The organism is Primorskyibacter marinus (assembly GCF_003313245.1).
Lineage (GTDB): Bacteria > Pseudomonadota > Alphaproteobacteria > Rhodobacterales > Rhodobacteraceae > Primorskyibacter > Primorskyibacter marinus.
The window spans coordinates 483004-502127 of record NZ_QJSD01000002.1 but is presented as its reverse complement, the minus strand read 5'-3'; the positions used below and the strand labels follow the sequence as shown (position 1 = coordinate 502127).

Genomic DNA, 19124 nt, shown 5'->3' with positions numbered 1-19124 from the left:
CACACCCATGGGCATTTTCGACTTTCTGAGCGGCCAGTTCATCGACGTGATCCACTGGACCGACGACACCCGCGACACAATGGTCTGGCGGTTCGAGCGTGAGGGCCACGAGATCAAGTACGGCGCCAAGCTGACCGTCCGCGAAGGGCAAGCCGCGGTCTTTGTGCATGAGGGTCAGTTGGCGGATGTGTTCACGCCGGGCCTGTATATGCTTGAAACGAACAACATGCCGATCATGACCTCGCTTCAGCATTGGGATCATGGTTTCAAAAGCCCGTTCAAATCAGAGATCTATTTCGTCAACACGACACGGTTCAACGACCTGAAATGGGGAACGAAGAACCCGATCATGCTGCGCGATCCCGAATTCGGCCCGACCCGCATTCGCGCCTTCGGCACCTATTCGGTCCGGGTGGGAGAGCCTGCGCGCTTCATGTCGGAAATCGTCGGCACGGACGGCGAATTCACCATGGACGAGATCAGCTTTCAGATCCGCAACATCATCGTGCAGGAATTCAGCCGCGTGATCGCGTCGTCGGGCATCCCGGTGTTGGATATGGCCGCGAACACCGCCGATCTGGGTCAGGTTCTTGCCCGCGCGATCACCCCGACGTTGGAACAATACGGCCTGACGATCCCGGAACTTTACATCGAGAATATCTCGCTTCCGCCTGCGGTGGAAAAGGCGCTGGACACCCGCACCTCGCGCGGGTTGTCGGGCGATCTGGACCAGCATCTGAAATATTCCACGGCCGAAGCGCTGCGTCAGGGCGGCGATGCCTCTGGCGCGATGGGGGCCGGTATGGGGGCTGGCATGGGCATGGCGATGGCAGGCCAGATGATGGGCGGCCAACGCGGCCCGTGGGGCGCTGTGCCTGCATCTTCGGCAAGTACACCCCCGCCCCCGCCGCCGGTAGAACATGTCTGGCACCTGGCCAAGAACGGTGCCACCGAAGGCCCCTACTCCAAGGCGCAACTGGGTCGCATGGCCCGCGATGGCGATCTGACCCGCAAGACCTATGTCTGGACCGCTGGCCAGGATGGCTGGAAACCCGCCGAAGATGTGGCCGAACTCGCACAGCTTTTCACCGTGATGCCGCCGCCCCCGCCGCCGGGGGTCTGACGACCGCCACACCAGCGCCCGGCCAAAGCGTCGGAGCGTGTCTGCGGTTGTACAGCGGCCGGCCCGACCGCGTTCCCGGCCCGCAAAACGGTGCGCCAGGACGCGGTCCATGAACAGGCAAGAGGATCAGATGCCCGACCAAATCGCGCCCTTTGCACAGGCTGAACATCGTTTTCCCTGCGACCAATGCGGCGCGGATATGCGGTTTGATCCCGACGCGGGCCAACTTGTCTGCGACCATTGCGGCAATTCGGCAGAGGTGGCGCAAGCCGGACCCTGGAGCGGCGGCATCCGCGAGATCGACTTTGATCGCGCCATCCGGGGCGACATGTCAGAGGCCGAGATCGAGGAAACCCGCGTCACGAAATGCCCCAATTGCGGGGCGTCGGTGGAATTCGACGCGGATATCCACGCGACAGAATGTCCGTTCTGCGCCACCCCTGTTGTCACCGATACCGGCGCGCATCGGCATATCAAGCCGCGCGGATTGCTACCTTTCCGTCTCAGCCAGGAAGAGGCGCGCAGCGCGATGAATGACTGGCTGGGCAGCCTGTGGTTTGCGCCCGGCGGCCTACAGGACTATGCCCGCAAGGGGCGGAAGATGAACGGCATCTATGTGCCTTACTGGACCTTCGACGCCGACACGAAATCGCAGTACCAAGGCGAACGCGGAACCGTCTACTACGAAACACGCACTGTCATCCGCGACGGCAAGACTGAACAGGTCCGCGTGCAGAAGGTCCGTTGGCGCGCCGTATCCGGGCGCGTCGCGCGGTTCTTTGACGATATACTGGTGCTGGCCTCCACCTCCCTACCCAAAAAGTTCACCGATGCGCTGGAACCCTGGGATTTGTCGGAACTGGAAACCTATCAGCCGGAATTTCTGGCGGGTTTTCGGGCCGAGGGCTACGGCGTGCAACTGGAAGACGGCTTTGGCGAGGCGCGGCAGATCATGGATCGGCAGATCGCCCGCGACATCCGCTTTGACATCGGGGGCGACCGGCAGCGCATCCACAGCGTTGCGACAGACGTCGATGACGTAACCTTCAAACATGTCCTGCTGCCTATCTGGCTGGCCGCCTATAAATTTCGCGGCAAGACCTACCGCTTTGTCGTCAACGGCCGCACCGGCCGGGTGCAGGGCGAACGTCCGTGGTCGCGCTGGAAGATCGCCGTTGCTGTGATCCTGGGCCTGATTGTGGCCGGCTGTATCGGCTTTGTCATAGCGACGAATCAATAAGGGCGTCACCCGCCCCGGACTTGATCCGGGGCCTTGCGGCCCACAACCCAGAGGCCCCGGATCAAGTCCGGGGCGAGGTCTTTTGCCGGATACGTTGGTTATTATGGTTGATTGCATATGCCAAATTGCGAACCAACCTACATCTTTTCGGGCCTGCATCTGCCGCGCAAGAGCGCGTGATCCTGACCGTCTTTTCTTATTTCGCTGCGTCGAAGTTGTCAGGAGCTGTGTCGACGTCTAGCCTCGAACCTTACTGACCAACCTGATCCGGCGTGATCGTAAGGCTTGGTCTTGCGGGGAAACGCTGCTCATGTTAGCGCAAACAATGCAATTGGGAGGTGTCCATGATACTCTGCTGTGGCGAAGCGTTGATCGATATGTTGCCCCGTACCACGACCGGAGGCGAAGGCGCGTTTGCGCCGCATGCGGGCGGCGCTGTGTTCAATACGGCGATCGCCTTGGGGCGGCTTGGCACGCCGACAGGGTATTTTGGCGGTCTGTCGCATGACCTGTTCGGGCAGCTTCTGGAAACCAATCTGGCAGCCAGCAATGTCGACAGTCGTCTTGCGCCACGGTCCGACAGGCCGACGACGCTCGCCTTCGTGACGCTGACCGACGGACAGGCGCAATACGCCTTCTACGATGAGAACACCGCCGGCCGAATGCTGCGCGCCGAGGACCTCCCAACCCTGACCGACGAGGTCAGCGCGCTCTTTTTCGGCGGCATCAGCCTTGTTGGCGAACCGGCGGCGGATGCCTACAAGGCGCTCGCCCTGCGCGAGGCGTCGCGCCTGCCGGTTATGATCGACCCCAATATCCGACCCGGCTTCATCACCGACGAGGCGCGGTATCGCGCCCGGCTGGACACAATGCTGGCGGTTTCGGACATCGTCAAAATTTCCGACGAAGACCTGCACTGGCTCGGCACCACGCCTCAGGGCCTTCTGGCCAGTGGCGGGCCAAAGCTGGTCTTGCTGACACGCGGCGCACAGGGGGTCGAGGCGCATATCGGCGCTGGCAGTTTCGAAGTGCCAGCGCAAAAGGCACTGGTCGTCGACACTGTCGGCGCGGGCGATACATTCAATGCGGGCCTGCTGGCGGGCTTGTCGCGCGAAGGGCTGTTGTCAAAAGCGGCCATCGCCGAGGCCAGCCCTGACATGTTGAGCCCGGCCATCGAACTGGGCGCGCGCGCAGCGGCCGTGACTGTCAGCCGCGCAGGCGCAAACCCGCCCTGGGCCGAGGAACTGGCATGAGGGCGCTTGTCCAGCGCGTGACAGAGGCTGCGGTGCGGGTCGATGGCGCTGTTTTAGCCGAGATCGGGCCGGGTCTGCTGATCTTTATCTGCGCGATGCGGGATGACCCAGCAGATGCCCCGTCGAAGCTGGCGGCGAAGATCGCCAAGCTGCGCATTTTCGCGGATGACGATGGCAAAATGAACCGGTCGCTGTCCGATACGGGCGGCGCGGCGCTGGTGGTCAGCCAGTTCACGCTGGCCGCCGACACGTCCCGCGGCAACCGCCCCGGCTTTTCAACCGCCGCACCGCCGTCAGAGGGCGCACCCGCCTACGAGGCCTTTGCCGACGCAATGGCAAAGCTGGGCATCCCGACGGCGCGCGGTCAGTTCGGCGCCGACATGAAGATCAGCCTTGTGAACGATGGTCCGGTGACGATCTGGATTGATACTGCCGTCTGAGTCGATGGTCTTGTTGAGAAATTGTACCCGTGGAACCGTGCGCACCTGCGATCGCCTGCATTGTCAGCGAACAGCCCCCGCACGCACCAATCCATCCCCTTCGGCAATCCCGCCCCGTTCTTGAGGGGCACAGCGCTAAAGATCGACCGATTGGCCCGTACTGGCGGATAGCTGCGCAGCCAGACCAAGACGCACCGCCATGTGGCCATCCTTCACGGTTACTTCCGGCGGCGCGTTGCCCAGCACGGCCTCGCGGAATTTCTGGTGTTGATAATAAGTCGAACCGTTGTGATCGCCTGCCTCCAGGAGCTGTGGATCAACCGGAATATCAAGCGTCATCGGACCCTTGGGGCTACGCGGGCTGACGATCAGTTGCGGCACGGGCGGCGCGCCCAAATCGGCAGGCCAGAACCTTCCCGGCCCCGGCACGAGGCATTCGATCTTGCCCGCGGGGCCAACGGCAGAGATCTCCTCTTGATAGCGGCTGCCTTCGGCGAACATGCACAGCTCCAGCATGGCGCGGGCACCGTTGGCGAATTCGACGATGACATAGCCATGGTCCCAAATATCAGGTGTCTCACCGCCATAGGTCTCGTCCAGATGATTGGTCGCCTGCCCGGCGCTGGCCATCACACGGACGGGATCAGACGGGATCACCAGCCGCATCAGATCAAAGAAGTGGCAGCATTTTTCGACCAGTGTCCCGCCGGAATAGCGGTTGAACCGGTTCCAGTCGCCGACCTTCTTGAGAAAGGCGAAGCGGTGTTCGCGGATGGTCAGCATCCTGACGCCGCCGGTCGCCGCATCCACCTGCTTTAGCAGCGCCGCGATGGGCGGCATGTAGCGGTATTCCATCGCCACCCAGACCGGAGCGGGATAGGCCGCGCAGATCTCGGTCACGCGCTCCGCGTCGGCGGGATTGGTGAAAAGCGGCTTTTCGATCAACAGCGGCAGCGGGCGCTTGGCCGCGATCAATTCCAGCTGCGGGACGTGAAGATGGTTGGGCGACGCGATCAGAAGGCAGTCCACACCCCCCACGGCGAGCAAGTCCTCAAGCGTTTCGGGGAACACTGCACTTGGTGCCAACAGGGCAGCGACCTCTCGCATGGCGCGGTCCGGTTCGAATACGGCACCGACGCGCGCGCCGGACAAAAGGGCGATATTGCGCAGATGCTCCTGACCCATCATGCCGCAGCCGATGATGCCGTAGGTGACGGTGTCGCTCATATGTCCTGCTTTCATTTGAGCCGCGCGACATAGCGCGCCACATTCGTGTCGATCCAACTGCGCGAGACCTCTGCCCGCACGCCGTTCTGTCCCCAACTGATGCGCTCTGCCAACAGACAGGGGCTCCCCTGCGGTGTGCCGAAATCCTGCGGGGCCCATTCAGGCACGCCGCCCAAGCGCAACTTGTCTTCGGCGCGGGTGATCCACAGTCCCAAACGCTGGCGATAGTAGTGATAGAGAGACTCGGACAGATCCCGCGCCGCGATCCGCTCGGCAAAGCTGGCGTCCAGCCAGATTTCCTCAAGCACTGCTGGCGTACCATCCAGCTTGCGCAACCGCCGGATGCGATGCGCATCCGACGAGGCACCGAAATCCGGCAGACCGACGGGTTTCGCAAGACGCGTCACATCCAGCACATCTGCCGTCGGCAAACCGCCCCCGCGCAGCAACTCCACCCGGAAGAACGCGTAAACGCTTTTCGTATCCGCTTGCGCACGGATGTAATTGCCCGACCCCTGCACACGCTCCAACATGCCCTTCAAGGTCAGGTCCGCCAGCGCCTTGCGCAATGTCCCTACAGAGATGCCAAGCTCTGCGGACATGTCACGTTCCGGGGGCAAACGCTCGCCGTCCAGATAGCGGCCCGCATTTATCTCGCGGATCAGCATCTCGCTGATCTGGATATATAGCGGCAAGGAAGACTGGTCTGGCATTGATGCGTCCGGGTGCGCGAAATAATTGATACACTATTGATCTACATTAAATCCGATGCTACGCAAGACAAAATGACGCAGCCGGAGAATCCTGATGACCGTGGTCCCCATCACCTCCCCCGACTTGGACGCGGCAGAGGTTTCGTGGTTCGCGGCGCTTTGCTCTGACGATTACGAATATCTCGGTGTGCCCGAGGGCCGGTTGCGGTCATCCTGGGCGCATTGTTCGTCGATCGTGAAAGAGGCCGAGACCCAGGGCTTTCGCAACATTCTGTGCCCGTCGTCCTATCAGGTGGGTCAGGACACGCTCAGCTTTGTCGCGGGTTGCGCGCCAATTACCGACAAGATCAACATGCTGGCCGCCGTGCGCTGCGGAGAGATGCAGCCGATCATGCTGGCCCGCACCATCGCCACGCTGGATCACATGCTGGAGGGGCGGCTGACGGTGAACATCATCTCGTCCGACTTCCCCGGCGAGAAAGCCGACAGCGCCTTTCGCTACCAGCGGTCGCGTGAGGTGGTCGAGATCCTGAAACAGGCCTGGACGCAGGACGAGATCACCTACAAGGGCGAGGTCTATGACTTCGACAAGCTCTGGACCGATCCGGCCAAGCCTTATCAGACCGGAGGGCCACTGCTGTATTTCGGTGGCTACTCGCCCGCCGCGCTGGATCTATGTGGCCAACATTGCGATGTTTACCTGATGTGGCCAGAAGCCAAGGATGCGCTGGCAGCGCGGATGAAAGCCGTGCATGCCGTGGCCGAGCAATATGGCCGCACGCTGGATTACGGGCTGCGTGTGCATGTCGTCGTTCGCGACACAGAGGCAGAGGCCCGCGAATGGGCCGAGCATATCGTCAGCAAGCTGGATGACGAACAAGGCCGTGCAATCCGCGAACGGTCTCTGGACGCCACCAGTCTTGGCGTGTCGCATCAGGCCAGAAACCGCGAACTGGCGGATATGGAAGGCTTTGTTGAACCACATTTGTGGACAGGCGTTGGCCGGGCGCGGTCGGGATGCGGGGCCGCTTTGGTCGGATCCACCGATCAGGTGCTGTCAGAGCTGGAACACTATCAGAAGATGGGCATTCGCGCCTTCATCCTGTCCGGCTATCCGCATCTCGACGAATGCCGTCATTTCGGCCAAAAGGTATTGCCGCAGATGAAGACCACGCAGTTGAACAGTGCCTATGGCCGCTTGCCCGCGTCGACACCGATGACGCCGCTTGGCGCTGGTCTACGTCGCTAGAAAGACCCGTCCCGGGCTTGACCCGGGACCTTCCCCCAAAGGCCCCGGGTCAAGCCCGGGGCGGGTGAGCACTGGAATTGAAGGAAGACCCGATGGATCGCATCCGACTGACTGACCAACTCGACCTCAGCCGTATCGTCTATGGGATGTGGCGGCTTGGCGATGACGAAAACACTGCCCCGGAATATGTCCAGGGCAAGATTTCGACTTGTCTGGATCAGGGCATCACAACAATGGATCAGGCCGATATCTATGGCGGTTACATGGCCGAAGAGATCCTTGGCAACGCTCTGACGCCGGCACTGCGCAACAAGATCGAGATCGTCACAAAATGCGGCATCGTGGCCCCCGCAGGCCGGTACGCCAATGCACGGGTCAAGCATTACGATAGCAGCCGCGCGCATATTCTGGCCTCTGTCGATCACTCTCTACGCTTGATGAAAACCGACCGCATCGACATGCTGTTGATCCACCGGCCTGATCCTTTCATGAATCCCCATGAAACCGGCCCGGCATTGGACGAGGTTGTGGCCGCGGGCAAGGTCCGCGCCGTCGGTGTGTCAAACTTTCGGCCCTGGGACTGGACCCTGCTGCAATCGGCGATGAAGACGCCGCTTGCCACGAACCAGATAGAACTAAGCCTGATGACGCATGACGCCTTTACCAACGGTGACATTGCCTTCTTGCAGGAACGCGGCATTCCACCGATGGCATGGTCGCCGCTGGGCGGTGGCACTCTGTTCGCCAGCAGCCGCGCGGAGTTGCGCCGGGCGCTGGAGGCGTTCGGGGCGGCCCGTGGCATTGACGCCGCCGCAGTTGCCGTGGCGTGGCTCTTGGCACACCCCGCACGAATTCTACCTGTCCTTGGCACCAATAATCTGGACCGCATCGCCCGTATCAGCGATGCTGCAAAGTTCACGATGGACCGGGAGACATGGTTTGAGATCTACACCCACGCCCTTGGCAGCGAAGTGGCCTGAGGCATGTCGCTGATGACATCACAGCCTTACAGCTTCGATCCCGAAACCGAAGATCCGCGTGCGTTTCGGTCGGCGTTGGGGAAATTCATGACGGGTGTTACCGTTATCACCTGCGACTCTGGCACAGGCCCGATCGGCATCACCGCCAACAGCTTTGCCAGCCTGTCGCTGGACCCTCCACTGGTGCTTTGGGCACCTGCAAAAAGCTCTCAGCGTTATCCCTTCTACATGGCCGCCGAGCATTTCGCGATCCATGTGATGGGGGCCGAACAAGCCGAGATCAGCAATGGCTTCGCTCGCGACGGCAACGCCTTCGATCTTCTCGACTGGGAAATCAGCGGACAGGGTGTGCCGCTGATCAGCGGCTGCCTGTCGCGCTTTGAATGTACCCGAACCGCCCGGCACGATGGCGGCGATCATTCCATCATCATCGGGCGCGTCACCCGCGTAACGACGCGTCCGGGCAAACCGCTGACTTTCTTTGCGGGAAAATACGGAGCAATTCAAAAACCGTCATAATTTGCCGCCATAACAAAAAAGCACGCACTGGGAGGAGACCGAATGGCGATATTGATGGGCTTTCTTGTCCCGCTGCAATTCGTCAACACGCATGTGTTGCGTCTGGGCCGGGCAATTGCCGTCTTCGCCATGGCCGTGATGGTGCTGTCGATCCTCTATCAGGTCGTGATGCGCTATGGCTTCAATGCCGCCCCCAACTGGTCCGAGGAACTGGCACGGTTCTGCATGTTATGGATGACCGGACTGGTCGCCCCTGCTGCCTATCGCCGGGGTGGTTTCGTCGCCATAGATACGCTCACGATCCTGCTGCCGAAAGGTGCGGCGGCGATCTTGAATTTCATTCTTTTGACAATGGCGCTGCTGGTTCTTGTCGTGGCCCTGCAACTGGGGTGGAAACATGTGAATTCCGGCTGGCTGTTCAGCTCTTCGTCGCTTCGGTTGCCGCTTGATCTGATCGGCATGCAGGCGGTGAAGCTGAAGCTCGCCTGGATGTTCCTGTCGCTGTTCGTGGGTGTCATCCTGCTGATCTCTGTCACGGTGGAATTGCTGCTGCGGGAACTCGTGCGGCTGACCGGTGGCGGAAGCAGACTGGCACCGCTGCCAACGCTTGCCACACCGGGGGCCGAATAGATGCTGATATGGTTCCTGCCGCTGTTCCTTGTGTTCCTGATGATCGGCCTGCCAGTGTTTTTCGGCCTGCTTGCCGCCCCAGGCATCCTGCTTTGGATGAACGGGCAGGAACGCGATGTCGCCCTGCTGTACCGCAATGTCTATAACGGTATGGACAGTTTTCCGCTGATGGCGATCCCGTTCTTCATGCTGGCCGGAGAGTTGATGAACAGGGGCGGCATCACCATGCGGCTGGTCGAGTTCAGTCAGGCGATGATGGGCCACATGCGCGGCGGGCTGGCGCATGTGAACGTCCTCAGTTCGATGCTTTTCGCGGGCCTGTCCGGCTCTGCCGTGGCGGACACTTCGGCGCTGGGGTCGATGTTGATCCCCGCGATGGAAAAACAGGGGTATTCCCGCAAATTCGCCGCCGCCATCACCGCGGCCAGTTCCGTGATCGGCCCGATCATTCCGCCATCGGGCATTATGATCATCTATGCCTATGTCATGGGCGAAAGCGTCGCCGCGCTGTTTCTCGCGGGCATCGTGCCGGGCATCCTCGTCGGGTTCGGGTTGATGGTGATGGTCAAGGTCATGGCGAACAAATACGACTTTCCCGTGGCCACCCGCAAACACACCTGGCCAGAGCGCGGGCAGGCCAGTCTCAAGGCATTTTTTCCGCTTATGACGCCCGTCATCATCCTTGGCGGTATCCTTGGCGGCATTTTCACCCCGACCGAGGCCGCAGCCGTCGCCGTGGCCTATGCCACCATCGTCGGCCTGTTCATTCTGGGCACGCTGCGACTGCGCGATTTGCCAGAGGTTCTGTCAAACTCCGCCATGACCAGCGCGGTCGTGCTGTTGCTGGTCGGCGCGGCCATGGCGTTCAAGACGGTTGTCAGCCTCAGCCACGCCCCCGAACAACTGGCCGCGTTCATCCTTGCGCTGTCGGAAAACCCGCTGATCCTGCTGTTCCTGATAAACCTGTTGCTGTTCGTCGTCGGCATGTTTCTGGACGCAGGTCCGGCGATCATCATCCTCGGCCCCATCCTCGGGCCGATCTTCGTCAGCCTGGGCGTGGACCCGGTGCATTTCGCGATCATCATGTCGGTCAACCTGACCGTGGGGCTGGCGACACCGCCGATGGGGCTGGTGCTATTTGTCGCCTCGTCCGTATCCGGCGAACGGGTCGAAAAGATCGCCCGCGCGATTCTGCCATTCCTTGCCATCGAGGTGGTGGTGATCTTCCTGATCACCTACATCCCCGCGATTTCCATGACAATTCCGCGCCTGACGGGATTTGTTAACTAAGCCGGGCGCATTGCCCGATCATCGACCGAAAGAAAGCATAAGGGAGGTCTTACATGCTCAGGGGTCTTACAGTAGCGGCAGTGACAGCCGCAGTTTTCGCGGGTGGCACGTTCGCCGCAAGCGCGCAGGAATACACCATCCGCGCCACGGCCAATTCCAATGAAAACGACGAGGATTACGACGGGCTCGTGGTCTTCAAGAACTATGTCGAGGCGGCATCCAACGGTCAGATCGGAGTCGAGATGTTCATCGGCACGCAGCTTTGCTCCAACGGGACCGAGTGCCTTCAGGGCATCGCTGACGGGTCGATCGACGTCTATATCTCGACCTCTGGCGGTGCTGCGGGGATCTTTCCGTATGTGCAGGTTCTGGACCTGCCTTACCTGATGGCCGACGACCGGGTTGCCGAAACAGTGCTTCAGGGGGATTTCGTGCGCACCATGCGGGACATGGCGCTGGACGACTCGAACGGCATGATCCGCCTGATGACGGTTGGAAATACCGGTGGCTGGCGCAACTTTGCCAATACCAAACGCCGGGTGCAGATGCCCGCCGATCTGGAGGGGCTGAAGATCCGTACCGTGGTCGCCGATCTGCCGCAGGAACTGGTCAAGGCGCTTGGCGCATCGCCCACCCCGATCCCGTGGCCGGAACTGTTCACCAGCTTCCAGACCGGCGTTGTCGAAGGGTCCAAGAACGGCATCACCGACATCATGGGCATGAAGTTTCCCGATGCCGGTTTGCAATATGTCACGCTGGACGGCCATGCCTACATGGGCGCGCTCTGGTGGATGAACAACGACAAGTTCATGTCCATGCCGGAAGATCTGCGCAGGGTGGTGGTGGACGGCTTCTACCAATTGCAGCAAGCCACCTTTGCATCGCCCAAGCGCAAATCGATCCAGGCCTATGAGGATTTCGTAGCCGGTGGCGGCGATCTGTATGTACCCACTCCCGAGGAAAAGGCCGCGTTCAAGGAGGCCGCAGCGCCGGTTTATGACTGGTTCAAATCCAATGTAGAAGGCGGCGAAGCGATCTTTACCGCGCTGACCGATGCGGTTGCCTCGGCAGAGGCAGACCTGGCCGAGGCCCGCGCCAAGGACCTGCGATAGGTCTGGCATCGCATAAACCGAAGCCGGGGTCGCTTTTGTGGCGACCCCGGCCACCCGCCGAAGAAGTTCAGGCTCCCTCCCCAAGAGCCTTCACCCTATATCGGCGATACGATGGTCGCGAAGAATGGTCCGACAAGCCAATCCCGGCATTCGTCCTAAAAAATCAAACCTTTCGCAATGCTTCAGCCAAAGTTTCCGAGGTAAAAGGTTGCTGTATCACGACAGGCTTTATGCCAAACCCCTCGACTTCGGCAGAATCGCAATCAACCAGCACCAGCCCAGCGCCCCGAGCGGCCAAGCGGCGGGGCAGTGAATTATCGGTGAAGTGCAATCCGGGGCCGATAACCAGCAAAACCGTGCAAGAGGCAAGGGCATCAAGCTCTGTCGCGGTCGCAGAAAGATCGTGGAACATGTGAACCGCGGCACCGGGGAAAACCTCTCGAAATGTTTGAGCCGCATCAAGCTGTACGACCGGCTCTTGGCAAACCACGCCAAACTGGCGGGTGTCGGTGGTCGGCTTCTCGGCTGTCATCAGCATAACGGTTCCCGTTCATCAAAGACAAATCATGGAACATCTTTGGAAACTCTGCATTTAACTATGACATAGGTGGAGTGAAAATATGGGTATCAAGTGCCGCAACTGCCCGATCAGACAGTTGCCGTTGTTCGATCCGATGTCTTCGACAGAGATCGAATTCATGGAAAAATTCAAAGTCGGCGAGATGAACATCGAACCCGGTGCCCCGATCCTTGCAGAGGGAGCCAACACACCCCAGCTTTACACGGCGCTCAGCGGCATGGGGCTGCGGTACAAGCTGTTGGAAGATGGACGCCGCCATGTAATCAGTCTGGTTCTGCCCGGTGATTTCATCGGGCTTCAGGCCGGCGTTCTGAACCAGATGACCCATTCGGTCGAGGCCACGACCGCCATGACCCTGTGTGTCTTTGATCGCTCCGAATTGTGGAGCCTGTTCCGGAATCAGCCCGCGCGCGCCTTTGATCTGACCTGGCTTGCCGCCAATGAAGAAAGGTTTCTGGGCGAAGCCCTTGCAGCACTGGGCCAACGCGAGGCCTACGAGCTTTTGGCATGGGCGCTCGCCCGGATCTGGCGCAAACTCGACGCGTTGGACATGACATCAGGAACGGTTGCTCCCTTGCCCTATCGGCAGCAAGATCTGGCAGATGCGATGGGGCTTTCACTGGTTCACACCAACAAGACCTTGGCAAAATTACGGAATGCCGACCTCGCCTTTTGGAGCGATGGCAAACTGACCGTGCCGGATATCGAGGCGTTGGAAGAGGTGGGGCTTTGCCGGGACGAATCGTTGCGCAAACGTCCGTTGATCTAGACAAACTCCAACACATCGGGTTTGGCACACCCCGTCAGAAACATCCCCTGCCCCAAATGCACATCCAGACGCCATGGTTTTCGATAAGCGTTTTGGATGTTCGATCGCACCCGGCGTCACCTTCCTGATTTCCTCTTCTTGCCTTATCGCCATTCCGGTGGTGCGGATCAGGCCTCCACGCTCTCCTATTGTTCACTCGGGTGCGCGGAACGTGTGCCACGCAGATTGCCGGACATTTGAAGCGCTCCCCTGCCGGACTTGATCCGGCAGCTTTCGCCCCCTCGACTATTCAAAATCCGGCTCAGCGCGTCCGCACGACACTCAATCTGCGGCCATGGGATACATAAATTGATCCAGAATTTGACCAATCGAGAAAATTTCCTTACGGCGCGGCAGGCAAGGCGAGTAATTGCGCCAGGACTCTTGCGGAAGCATCACAGCAGCCTACACTTCCGCCATCAAAGGATTCGTCACCAGAAGCCTTGGATCGTCGATGTAATATGGGAGAACTATCTTGAAACATCATGCAAAGCTGACGCTGTCCACCTTCCTGTGTTCCACACTGTTGGCCGGGACTGCGCTTGCTCAGGACACGCACCCTGCCACAGGCGAACCGCTGGCCGAGGATCAGACCTTTACCTACCGCGTGGGGGACGAGCACAGCTCTGTCGATCCGCAAGTGGTCGAGGACACGATCGGTGCCGAAATCGTGCGCGATCTCTTCGAAGGGCTGATGAATCAGGATGCTCAGGGCAAGCTGATTCCCGGCGTTGCCACCGATTATGATGTCTCGGATGACACCAAGACCTATACGTTCCACCTGCGTGACAATGCGAAATGGTCGAACGGCGATCCTGTAACCGCGGGTGATTTTGTCTTCGCCTGGCGCCGCGCCGCGTCGCCTGAACTTGCCTCGCCCTACCAATGGTATGTCAAGCTGATGTCATTGGAGAACGCGTCGGAGATCGTCGCCGGTGAGATGCCCCCCGAGGAACTTGGCGTAACGGCCATCGACGATCACACGCTGGAGGTGCGCCTGTCACAGCCGCTCAGCTATTTCCCGCAGATGACAACTCATTCCACCACTTTCCCCGCGCCGCAAAAAGTAGTCGAGGAATTTGGCGAGGAATGGACCAAACCCGAAAACATCGTGTCCAACGGTGCCTATGTGCTGACAGAGCATCTGCCCAACGAACGCTCCGTGCGCGAGCGGAACGAGATGTACTGGGACAACGACAACACGATCATCGACAAGACCGTTGCGCTGGTCATCAACGATGAAAACGTGGCCCTCACCCGGTTCATGGCAGGCGAACTGGACCGCACCGAAGTTCCCGCCGGACAGTTCCCCCGCCTGAAGAAGGAACACCCCGAAGAAGCGATCAGCTTCCCGCGGCTGTGCAACTATTATTACACGTTCAACCAAAGCGACACCGGACCCGAGGCGTTCAAGGACGTGCGCGTGCGGCAAGCCCTGTCACTGGCCGTGGACCGCAAGATCATCACCCAGAACATCAAGGCCGGAGGCGAACCCGAAGCCTACACGTTCACGCCCGAAGCCGTGGCGGGCTTTACCCCTCCGCAAACCGAGATGTCGGAAATGAGCCAGACCGAGCGCGACGCAAAAGCCAAGGAATTGCTGGCAGAGGCAGGCTACGGCCCCGACAACCCGTTGACCTTCGACATGATCTACAACACCGATGAAAGCCACGAGAAGATCGCTGTGGTGCTCAGCCAGATGTGGAAACAGAAACTGGGAGTGGTGCCGAACCTTGCCAATATGGAATGGAAGGTCTTCCTTGAGACTCGCGGCAATCAGGATTTCGATCTGGCGCGTGGCGCATGGTGCGGTGACTATAACGAGGCCTCGACCTTCCTCGACCTGCTGGACAGTGAATCCGGCTACAATGACGGCAAGTACAGCAATCCTCGTGTCGACGAATTACTGGTAGAGGCAAAATCCGCCAGTGACACCACGCCGATCTACACCGAGATCGAACAGATCCTCGCCGAAGAGACGCCGGTGATCCCGATCTACCACTATGCCGGCGTCTATATGATGGACAGCGATGTGGGCAACTGGCCCGTCGAGAATGTCGAGCAGAACTGGTACTCCAAGGATCTTTACAAGATCGCGGAATGATCTGTAGCGCGCCGCGCCCCGGCCCTGAGCCGGGGCCTCTCCAGCGGCGCGCATCAAACGCAGAGGCCCCGGATCAAGTCCGGGGCACGGGTTCTCTCAACATTCGGGTAGTCCTGCAATGATCTCCTATGTCATCAGGCGGCTGCTGGTCGCCGTCCCGACCATCATGCTGCTTGTCATCGCAGCCTTCTTCATGATGCATTTCGCCCCCGGCGGACCGTTCACGTCAGAGCGTCCGCTGCCGCCCGAAGTGCTGGCCAATATCGAAGCGCGCTACGGTCTGGACCAACCGCTCTGGAAGCAGTTGTGGGACTACTTCACCAATATCTTCCTGCATTTCGATTTCGGCCCGTCCTTCCGCTACAAGGATCGCGATGTGAACGATATCATTGCGCAGGGGTTTCCGATCTCACTGACCTATGGGTCGCTGGCGTTTCTGGCGGCATCCATCGTGGGCATCGCACTGGGGATTGCGGCGGCCATCCGGCACAATACATGGCTGGACTATTTCGCGGTCAGCCTCGGGATCGCGGCACAGGCGTTGCCCAACTTCATCATGGGTCCGATCCTGATCCTGACCTTCACACTGTGGCTGGGCCTTTTGCCCGGCGGCGGCTGGAACGGTGGGCAGTGGGAATATCTGATCATGCCGGTGATCGCCCTCTCCACGTCCTACATGGGCAACATCGCGCGGATCACCCGGTCCTCGATGCTGGAGGTGATGAATTCCAACTTCATTCGCACGGCACGCGCCAAGGGTCTGCCGGAACGCACGATCATCTGGCGCCACGCGATGAAGCCGACGCTTCTGCCGGTGGTGTCCTATCTGGGCCCGGTTTTTGTCTACGTCCTGACCGGGTCGGTCTTCGTGGACATCTATTTCTCGACCGGTGGTCTGGGGCAATCCTATGTCAGCTCTGCCCTGACACGCGACTACGCCGTGCTGCTGGGAATCACGATCCTCTACGGCGCGCTCACTGTCGTGGTGAACCTGCTGACCGACCTCGCCTATGCGTGGTTTGACCCGAAAATCCGGTATTGAGGAGGCGCGCATGTTCGGAACATCCAAAAAAGCCGAGGCGCTTGCCGCCGACATCACCGATTTCAAGGCCGTGCGCGGCCGGTCGCTGTGGAATGACGCCATGCGCCGGTTTCTGCGCAACAAGGCCGCAATGGCCAGCGTTCTGGTGCTGGGCCTGATCGTCTTGTTCGTGCTGTTCGGCCCGCTTTTCGCGGTCTGGTCGAACGAGGAAATCGACTGGGTCGTGATGGGCGATGTGCTTGCCCTTGGCGCGCCTTCGCTGGAATCAGGCCACTTCTTCGGTGCCGACGATCTGGGCCGCGATCTGTATTCGCGCACCATTCAGGCAACGCGAACCTCGCTTCTGGTCGGTCTGATCGGTGCAGGCATGGCGCTGATCGTGGGCACGGCCTGGGGCGTCATCGCGGGCTATTTTGGCGGCAAGCTGGACAGCGTGATGATGCGCTTTGTCGATATTCTGCTGGCCATCCCGCTGACGCTGATCCTGATCCTCATCCTTGTCATCGCCGGACGCAGCTTCGTCACGCTGTTCGTCGCCCTTGGCGCGGTCAGTTGGCTGACGATGAGCCGGATCGTGCGCGGTCAGACCCTGACCCTGAAAACACGCGAATTCATCGAGGCCGCTCGGGCCGGCGGTGTCTCCGAGACAGCGATCATCTTTCGCCATGTCTTGCCCAACCTGATAGGGGTCGTCATCGTCTACGCGTCCCTTCTGGTGCCCGAGATGATCCTTGCGGAATCCTTCATCTCTTTCCTTGGGCTGGGGATTTCGGAACCCAATACGTCACTGGGTCGTCTCATCGCCGAAGGGGCCGGCACGATGGCCTACGGGACGCTGTGGCAACTGGCCTTCCCGCTATTCTTCTACGTCACCATCATCATCACCATGTTCTTCATCGGTGATGGGCTGCGTGACGCGCTAGACCCGAAGGATCACTGACATGACCATTCTTTCCGTCTCCGATCTGACAGTTGGCTTTGAGACGCCTGATGGCCGCGTGCAGGCGGTAAAGGGCGTCTCTTTCGACATCACCGCGGGCGAATGCCTTGGCATTGTCGGCGAAAGCGGGTCCGGCAAAAGCCAAAGTTTCATGGCCGCGATGGGGCTGCTGCCGCCCAATGGCCATGCGTCCGGATCCGTCAAACTGGGCGGGAACGAGATCCTAAACCTGTCACCCGGCAAGCTGAACCGTATTCGCGGTGCGGATGTGGGCATGATCTTTCAGGATCCGCTGACCGCGCTGACGCCCCATATGAAGGTGGGCGCACAGATGGCAGAGGTGCTGAAGGTGCATCGCGGCATGTCGCGCTCTGCCGCACGCAAACATTGCCTTGACTGGCTGGATCGTGTCCGCATCCCCGAGGCCGCGCGGCGGCTGGACCAATACCCGCACGAACTGTCAGGCGGCATGCGCCAACGGGTGATGATCGCCCAGGCCATGCTGTGCGAGCCAAAGCTGCTGATCGCGGACGAACCTACGACGGCGCTGGATGTGACGGTGCAGGCCGATGTGCTGGACCTTATGGCGGGTTTGCAGGACGAGTTGCAGACCGCGATCGCGCTGATCACGCATGACATGGGTGTCGTCGCACGGATGTGCGACCGGGTGAAAGTGATGCGCAAGGGCACCTTTGTCGAGGAAGGCCCGGCGGATCAGATCTTCAGCGCGCCCAGACATGACTATACTCGCAAACTTCTGGATGCGATGCCGCGCATCGACAAGGGCGAGGCACCCAAGGCCGCCGCGGCGTCCGATACCTTGCTGAAGGTCGATGACCTGAAGGTGCATTTCCCGATCCACGTTTCCGGCGGGGTTTTCGGACGCACGGTGCCGCTGAAAGCCGTGAACGGGGTCAGCTTTTCCCTGCGAGCGGGCGAAACGCTGGGCATCGTCGGCGAATCCGGTTGCGGCAAGTCCACCCTGGCCCGCGCCGTGTTGCGCCTGATCGAACCCTCGGCTGGCAGCGTCAGCTGGCTGGGCACACCGCTTACGGATCTGGACCGGGCAGGCATGAAACGCGAGCGCAAGGATTTGCAGATCGTGTTTCAGGATCCGCTTGCCAGCCTCGATCCGCGCATGACCATCGCCGATTCCATCGCCGAGCCGCTGCGCACCTATCGCCCTGACCTGACCAAGCGCGAACGCCGTGCGGAGGTGCAGGCGATGATGGAACGTGTCGGGCTGGAGGCAGCCATGTACAACCGCTATCCGCACGAATTGTCGGGCGGACAGAACCAGCGCGTCGGCATCGCCCGCGCGATGATCAACAAGCCGCGCCTGATTATCTGCGACGAGGCCGTGTCCGCGCTGGATGTATCCATTCAGGCGCAGATCGTGCAGCTTCTGCGCGATCTACAGGACGAATTCGGCATGTCGATGCTGTTCATCAGTCACGATCTGTCTGTGGTGCGCGCGATTTCCAATCGGATCATGGTGCTTTATCTGGGTCGTATCGTGGAACTGGCCGACGCCGACACAATCTGCGCAAGGCCGCGCCACCCCTACACGCAATCGCTGATCTCTGCCGTGCCGGTCCCGGACCCGGCGGTGGAACGTGCGCGCGAACGCATCCGCCTGCCGGGCGAGTTGCCCTCACCGCTGGATACCCGCGCATCGCTGCGCTTTCTGCCCTCGAAACTGGCGGCGGGCGAGGATGAGTATGTCCCGCAACTTGATGAAGTGTCCGAAGGCCATCTGGTGGCCGAGCACGATCCGCTGGACCGGATCATGACCAGCAGCGCCTGACCGCGCAGCAACGACCACCCGCCAGAATGCCAGGGCTGCTTTGGATCAGTCCAAGATAGGCCGGTAC

The 19124-nt window shown here is 60.4% G+C and carries 18 protein-coding genes; 15 read left to right on the top strand and 3 right to left on the bottom strand.

Annotated features, from left to right (window positions below):
- Positions 1-7: 7 nt before the first annotated feature.
- From DMZ65_RS06290 to dtd, 4 genes are all read left to right on the top strand, one after another.
- Entirely contained in the window at positions 8-1123 is a 1116-nt protein-coding gene (locus tag DMZ65_RS06290) for an SPFH domain-containing protein (RefSeq protein WP_116598030.1), read from the top strand.
- A 109-nt stretch (positions 1124-1232) separates the two neighbouring features.
- Complete coding sequence (locus DMZ65_RS06285; protein ID WP_232824902.1) at positions 1233-2363, top strand: TFIIB-type zinc finger domain-containing protein; 1131 nt, start codon at positions 1233-1235, stop codon at positions 2361-2363.
- A 344-nt stretch (positions 2364-2707) separates the two neighbouring features.
- On the top strand, positions 2708-3616 hold the full coding sequence (locus DMZ65_RS06280) for a carbohydrate kinase family protein (RefSeq protein WP_116598029.1): 909 nt from the start codon (positions 2708-2710) through the stop codon (positions 3614-3616).
- Positions 3613-4056 carry a D-aminoacyl-tRNA deacylase gene (dtd, locus tag DMZ65_RS06275; RefSeq protein WP_116598028.1) on the top strand — a complete coding sequence of 148 codons (444 nt, stop codon included), beginning with the start codon at positions 3613-3615 and terminating at the stop codon, positions 4054-4056. Before DMZ65_RS06280 ends, dtd begins: the two co-directional genes overlap by 4 nt.
- Positions 4057-4191: 135 nt before the next feature.
- On the opposite strand, the gene DMZ65_RS06270 is transcribed toward dtd, so the two are convergent.
- Complete coding sequence (locus DMZ65_RS06270; RefSeq protein WP_116598158.1) at positions 4192-5283, bottom strand: Gfo/Idh/MocA family protein; 1092 nt, start codon at positions 5281-5283, stop codon at positions 4192-4194.
- 11 nt (positions 5284-5294) lie between these two features.
- On the bottom strand, positions 5295-5996 hold the full coding sequence (locus tag DMZ65_RS06265; RefSeq protein ID WP_116598027.1) for a GntR family transcriptional regulator: 702 nt from the start codon (positions 5994-5996) through the stop codon (positions 5295-5297).
- Between the two features lie 94 nt (positions 5997-6090).
- On the opposite strand from DMZ65_RS06265, the gene DMZ65_RS06260 reads away from it, so the two are divergent.
- The 6 genes from DMZ65_RS06260 (at position 6091) to DMZ65_RS06235 (ending at position 11776) form a co-directional block, all read left to right on the top strand.
- Positions 6091-7245 (top strand): LLM class flavin-dependent oxidoreductase, encoded by a 1155-nt coding sequence (locus DMZ65_RS06260; RefSeq protein ID WP_116598026.1) that lies wholly within the window; start codon positions 6091-6093, stop codon positions 7243-7245.
- Positions 7246-7337: 92 nt separating this feature from the next.
- On the top strand, positions 7338-8225 hold the full coding sequence (locus DMZ65_RS06255) for an aldo/keto reductase (RefSeq protein ID WP_116598025.1): 888 nt from the start codon (positions 7338-7340) through the stop codon (positions 8223-8225).
- A 12-nt stretch (positions 8226-8237) separates the two neighbouring features.
- Positions 8238-8744: a flavin reductase family protein gene (locus DMZ65_RS06250; protein WP_198662641.1), complete on the top strand. Its 507-nt coding sequence runs from the start codon at positions 8238-8240 to the stop codon at positions 8742-8744.
- Positions 8745-8786: 42 nt separating this feature from the next.
- Positions 8787-9374, top strand: coding sequence for a TRAP transporter small permease (locus tag DMZ65_RS06245; RefSeq protein ID WP_116598023.1), 588 nt, complete (start codon positions 8787-8789; stop codon positions 9372-9374).
- On the top strand, positions 9375-10664 hold the full coding sequence (locus DMZ65_RS06240; RefSeq protein WP_116598022.1) for a TRAP transporter large permease: 1290 nt from the start codon (positions 9375-9377) through the stop codon (positions 10662-10664). It abuts the gene before it with no gap.
- Between the two features lie 53 nt (positions 10665-10717).
- Entirely contained in the window at positions 10718-11776 is a 1059-nt protein-coding gene (locus tag DMZ65_RS06235) for a TRAP transporter substrate-binding protein (RefSeq protein ID WP_116598021.1), read from the top strand.
- A gap of 163 nt (positions 11777-11939) precedes the next feature.
- On the opposite strand, the gene DMZ65_RS06230 is transcribed toward DMZ65_RS06235, so the two are convergent.
- Positions 11940-12308, bottom strand: coding sequence for a hypothetical protein (locus DMZ65_RS06230; RefSeq protein ID WP_157960574.1), 369 nt, complete (start codon positions 12306-12308; stop codon positions 11940-11942).
- An 88-nt stretch (positions 12309-12396) separates the two neighbouring features.
- Here DMZ65_RS06230 and DMZ65_RS06225 point away from each other — a divergent pair, with 88 nt between their 5' ends.
- From DMZ65_RS06225 to DMZ65_RS06205, 5 genes are all read left to right on the top strand, one after another.
- The gene (locus DMZ65_RS06225) at positions 12397-13125 is read left to right on the top strand and encodes a Crp/Fnr family transcriptional regulator (RefSeq protein WP_116598019.1); all 729 of its coding nucleotides are present in this window, start codon (positions 12397-12399) and stop codon (positions 13123-13125) included.
- Between the two features lie 514 nt (positions 13126-13639).
- Entirely contained in the window at positions 13640-15268 is a 1629-nt protein-coding gene (locus DMZ65_RS06220; protein WP_116598018.1) for a peptide ABC transporter substrate-binding protein, read from the top strand.
- A 118-nt stretch (positions 15269-15386) separates the two neighbouring features.
- On the top strand, positions 15387-16310 hold the full coding sequence (oppB, locus tag DMZ65_RS06215; RefSeq protein ID WP_116598017.1) for an oligopeptide ABC transporter permease OppB: 924 nt from the start codon (positions 15387-15389) through the stop codon (positions 16308-16310).
- A gap of 10 nt (positions 16311-16320) precedes the next feature.
- Positions 16321-17250 carry an ABC transporter permease subunit gene (locus DMZ65_RS06210; protein WP_116598016.1) on the top strand — a complete coding sequence of 310 codons (930 nt, stop codon included), beginning with the start codon at positions 16321-16323 and terminating at the stop codon, positions 17248-17250.
- 1 nt (position 17251) lies between these two features.
- Positions 17252-19057, top strand: a complete 1806-nt coding sequence (locus tag DMZ65_RS06205) for an ABC transporter ATP-binding protein (protein WP_116598015.1) — start codon at positions 17252-17254, stop codon at positions 19055-19057.
- Positions 19058-19124: the final 67 nt, after the last annotated feature.

What these genes read in the sequence shown, in the direction of transcription:
- DMZ65_RS06260 (WP_116598026.1), top strand. Translation starts at nt 6,091, where the DNA reads ATGACCGTGGTCCCCATCACCTCCCCCGACTTGGACGCGGCAGAGGTT.
- DMZ65_RS06230 (WP_157960574.1), bottom strand. Translation starts at nt 12,308, where the DNA reads ATGACAGCCGAGAAGCCGACCACCGACACCCGCCAGTTTGGCGTGGTT.
- DMZ65_RS06205 (WP_116598015.1), top strand. Translation starts at nt 17,252, where the DNA reads ATGACCATTCTTTCCGTCTCCGATCTGACAGTTGGCTTTGAGACGCCT.
- DMZ65_RS06255 (WP_116598025.1), top strand. Translation starts at nt 7,338, where the DNA reads ATGGATCGCATCCGACTGACTGACCAACTCGACCTCAGCCGTATCGTC.
- DMZ65_RS06290 (WP_116598030.1), top strand. Translation starts at nt 8, where the DNA reads ATGGGCATTTTCGACTTTCTGAGCGGCCAGTTCATCGACGTGATCCAC.
- DMZ65_RS06270 (WP_116598158.1), bottom strand. Translation starts at nt 5,283, where the DNA reads ATGAGCGACACCGTCACCTACGGCATCATCGGCTGCGGCATGATGGGT.
- DMZ65_RS06240 (WP_116598022.1), top strand. Translation starts at nt 9,375, where the DNA reads ATGCTGATATGGTTCCTGCCGCTGTTCCTTGTGTTCCTGATGATCGGC.
- DMZ65_RS06245 (WP_116598023.1), top strand. Translation starts at nt 8,787, where the DNA reads ATGGCGATATTGATGGGCTTTCTTGTCCCGCTGCAATTCGTCAACACG.
- dtd (WP_116598028.1), top strand. Translation starts at nt 3,613, where the DNA reads ATGAGGGCGCTTGTCCAGCGCGTGACAGAGGCTGCGGTGCGGGTCGAT.
- DMZ65_RS06250 (WP_198662641.1), top strand. Translation starts at nt 8,238, where the DNA reads ATGACATCACAGCCTTACAGCTTCGATCCCGAAACCGAAGATCCGCGT.
- DMZ65_RS06225 (WP_116598019.1), top strand. Translation starts at nt 12,397, where the DNA reads ATGGGTATCAAGTGCCGCAACTGCCCGATCAGACAGTTGCCGTTGTTC.
- DMZ65_RS06265 (WP_116598027.1), bottom strand. Translation starts at nt 5,996, where the DNA reads ATGCCAGACCAGTCTTCCTTGCCGCTATATATCCAGATCAGCGAGATG.
- oppB (WP_116598017.1), top strand. Translation starts at nt 15,387, where the DNA reads ATGATCTCCTATGTCATCAGGCGGCTGCTGGTCGCCGTCCCGACCATC.
- DMZ65_RS06235 (WP_116598021.1), top strand. Translation starts at nt 10,718, where the DNA reads ATGCTCAGGGGTCTTACAGTAGCGGCAGTGACAGCCGCAGTTTTCGCG.
- DMZ65_RS06280 (WP_116598029.1), top strand. Translation starts at nt 2,708, where the DNA reads ATGATACTCTGCTGTGGCGAAGCGTTGATCGATATGTTGCCCCGTACC.
- DMZ65_RS06210 (WP_116598016.1), top strand. Translation starts at nt 16,321, where the DNA reads ATGTTCGGAACATCCAAAAAAGCCGAGGCGCTTGCCGCCGACATCACC.
- DMZ65_RS06285 (WP_232824902.1), top strand. Translation starts at nt 1,233, where the DNA reads ATGAACAGGCAAGAGGATCAGATGCCCGACCAAATCGCGCCCTTTGCA.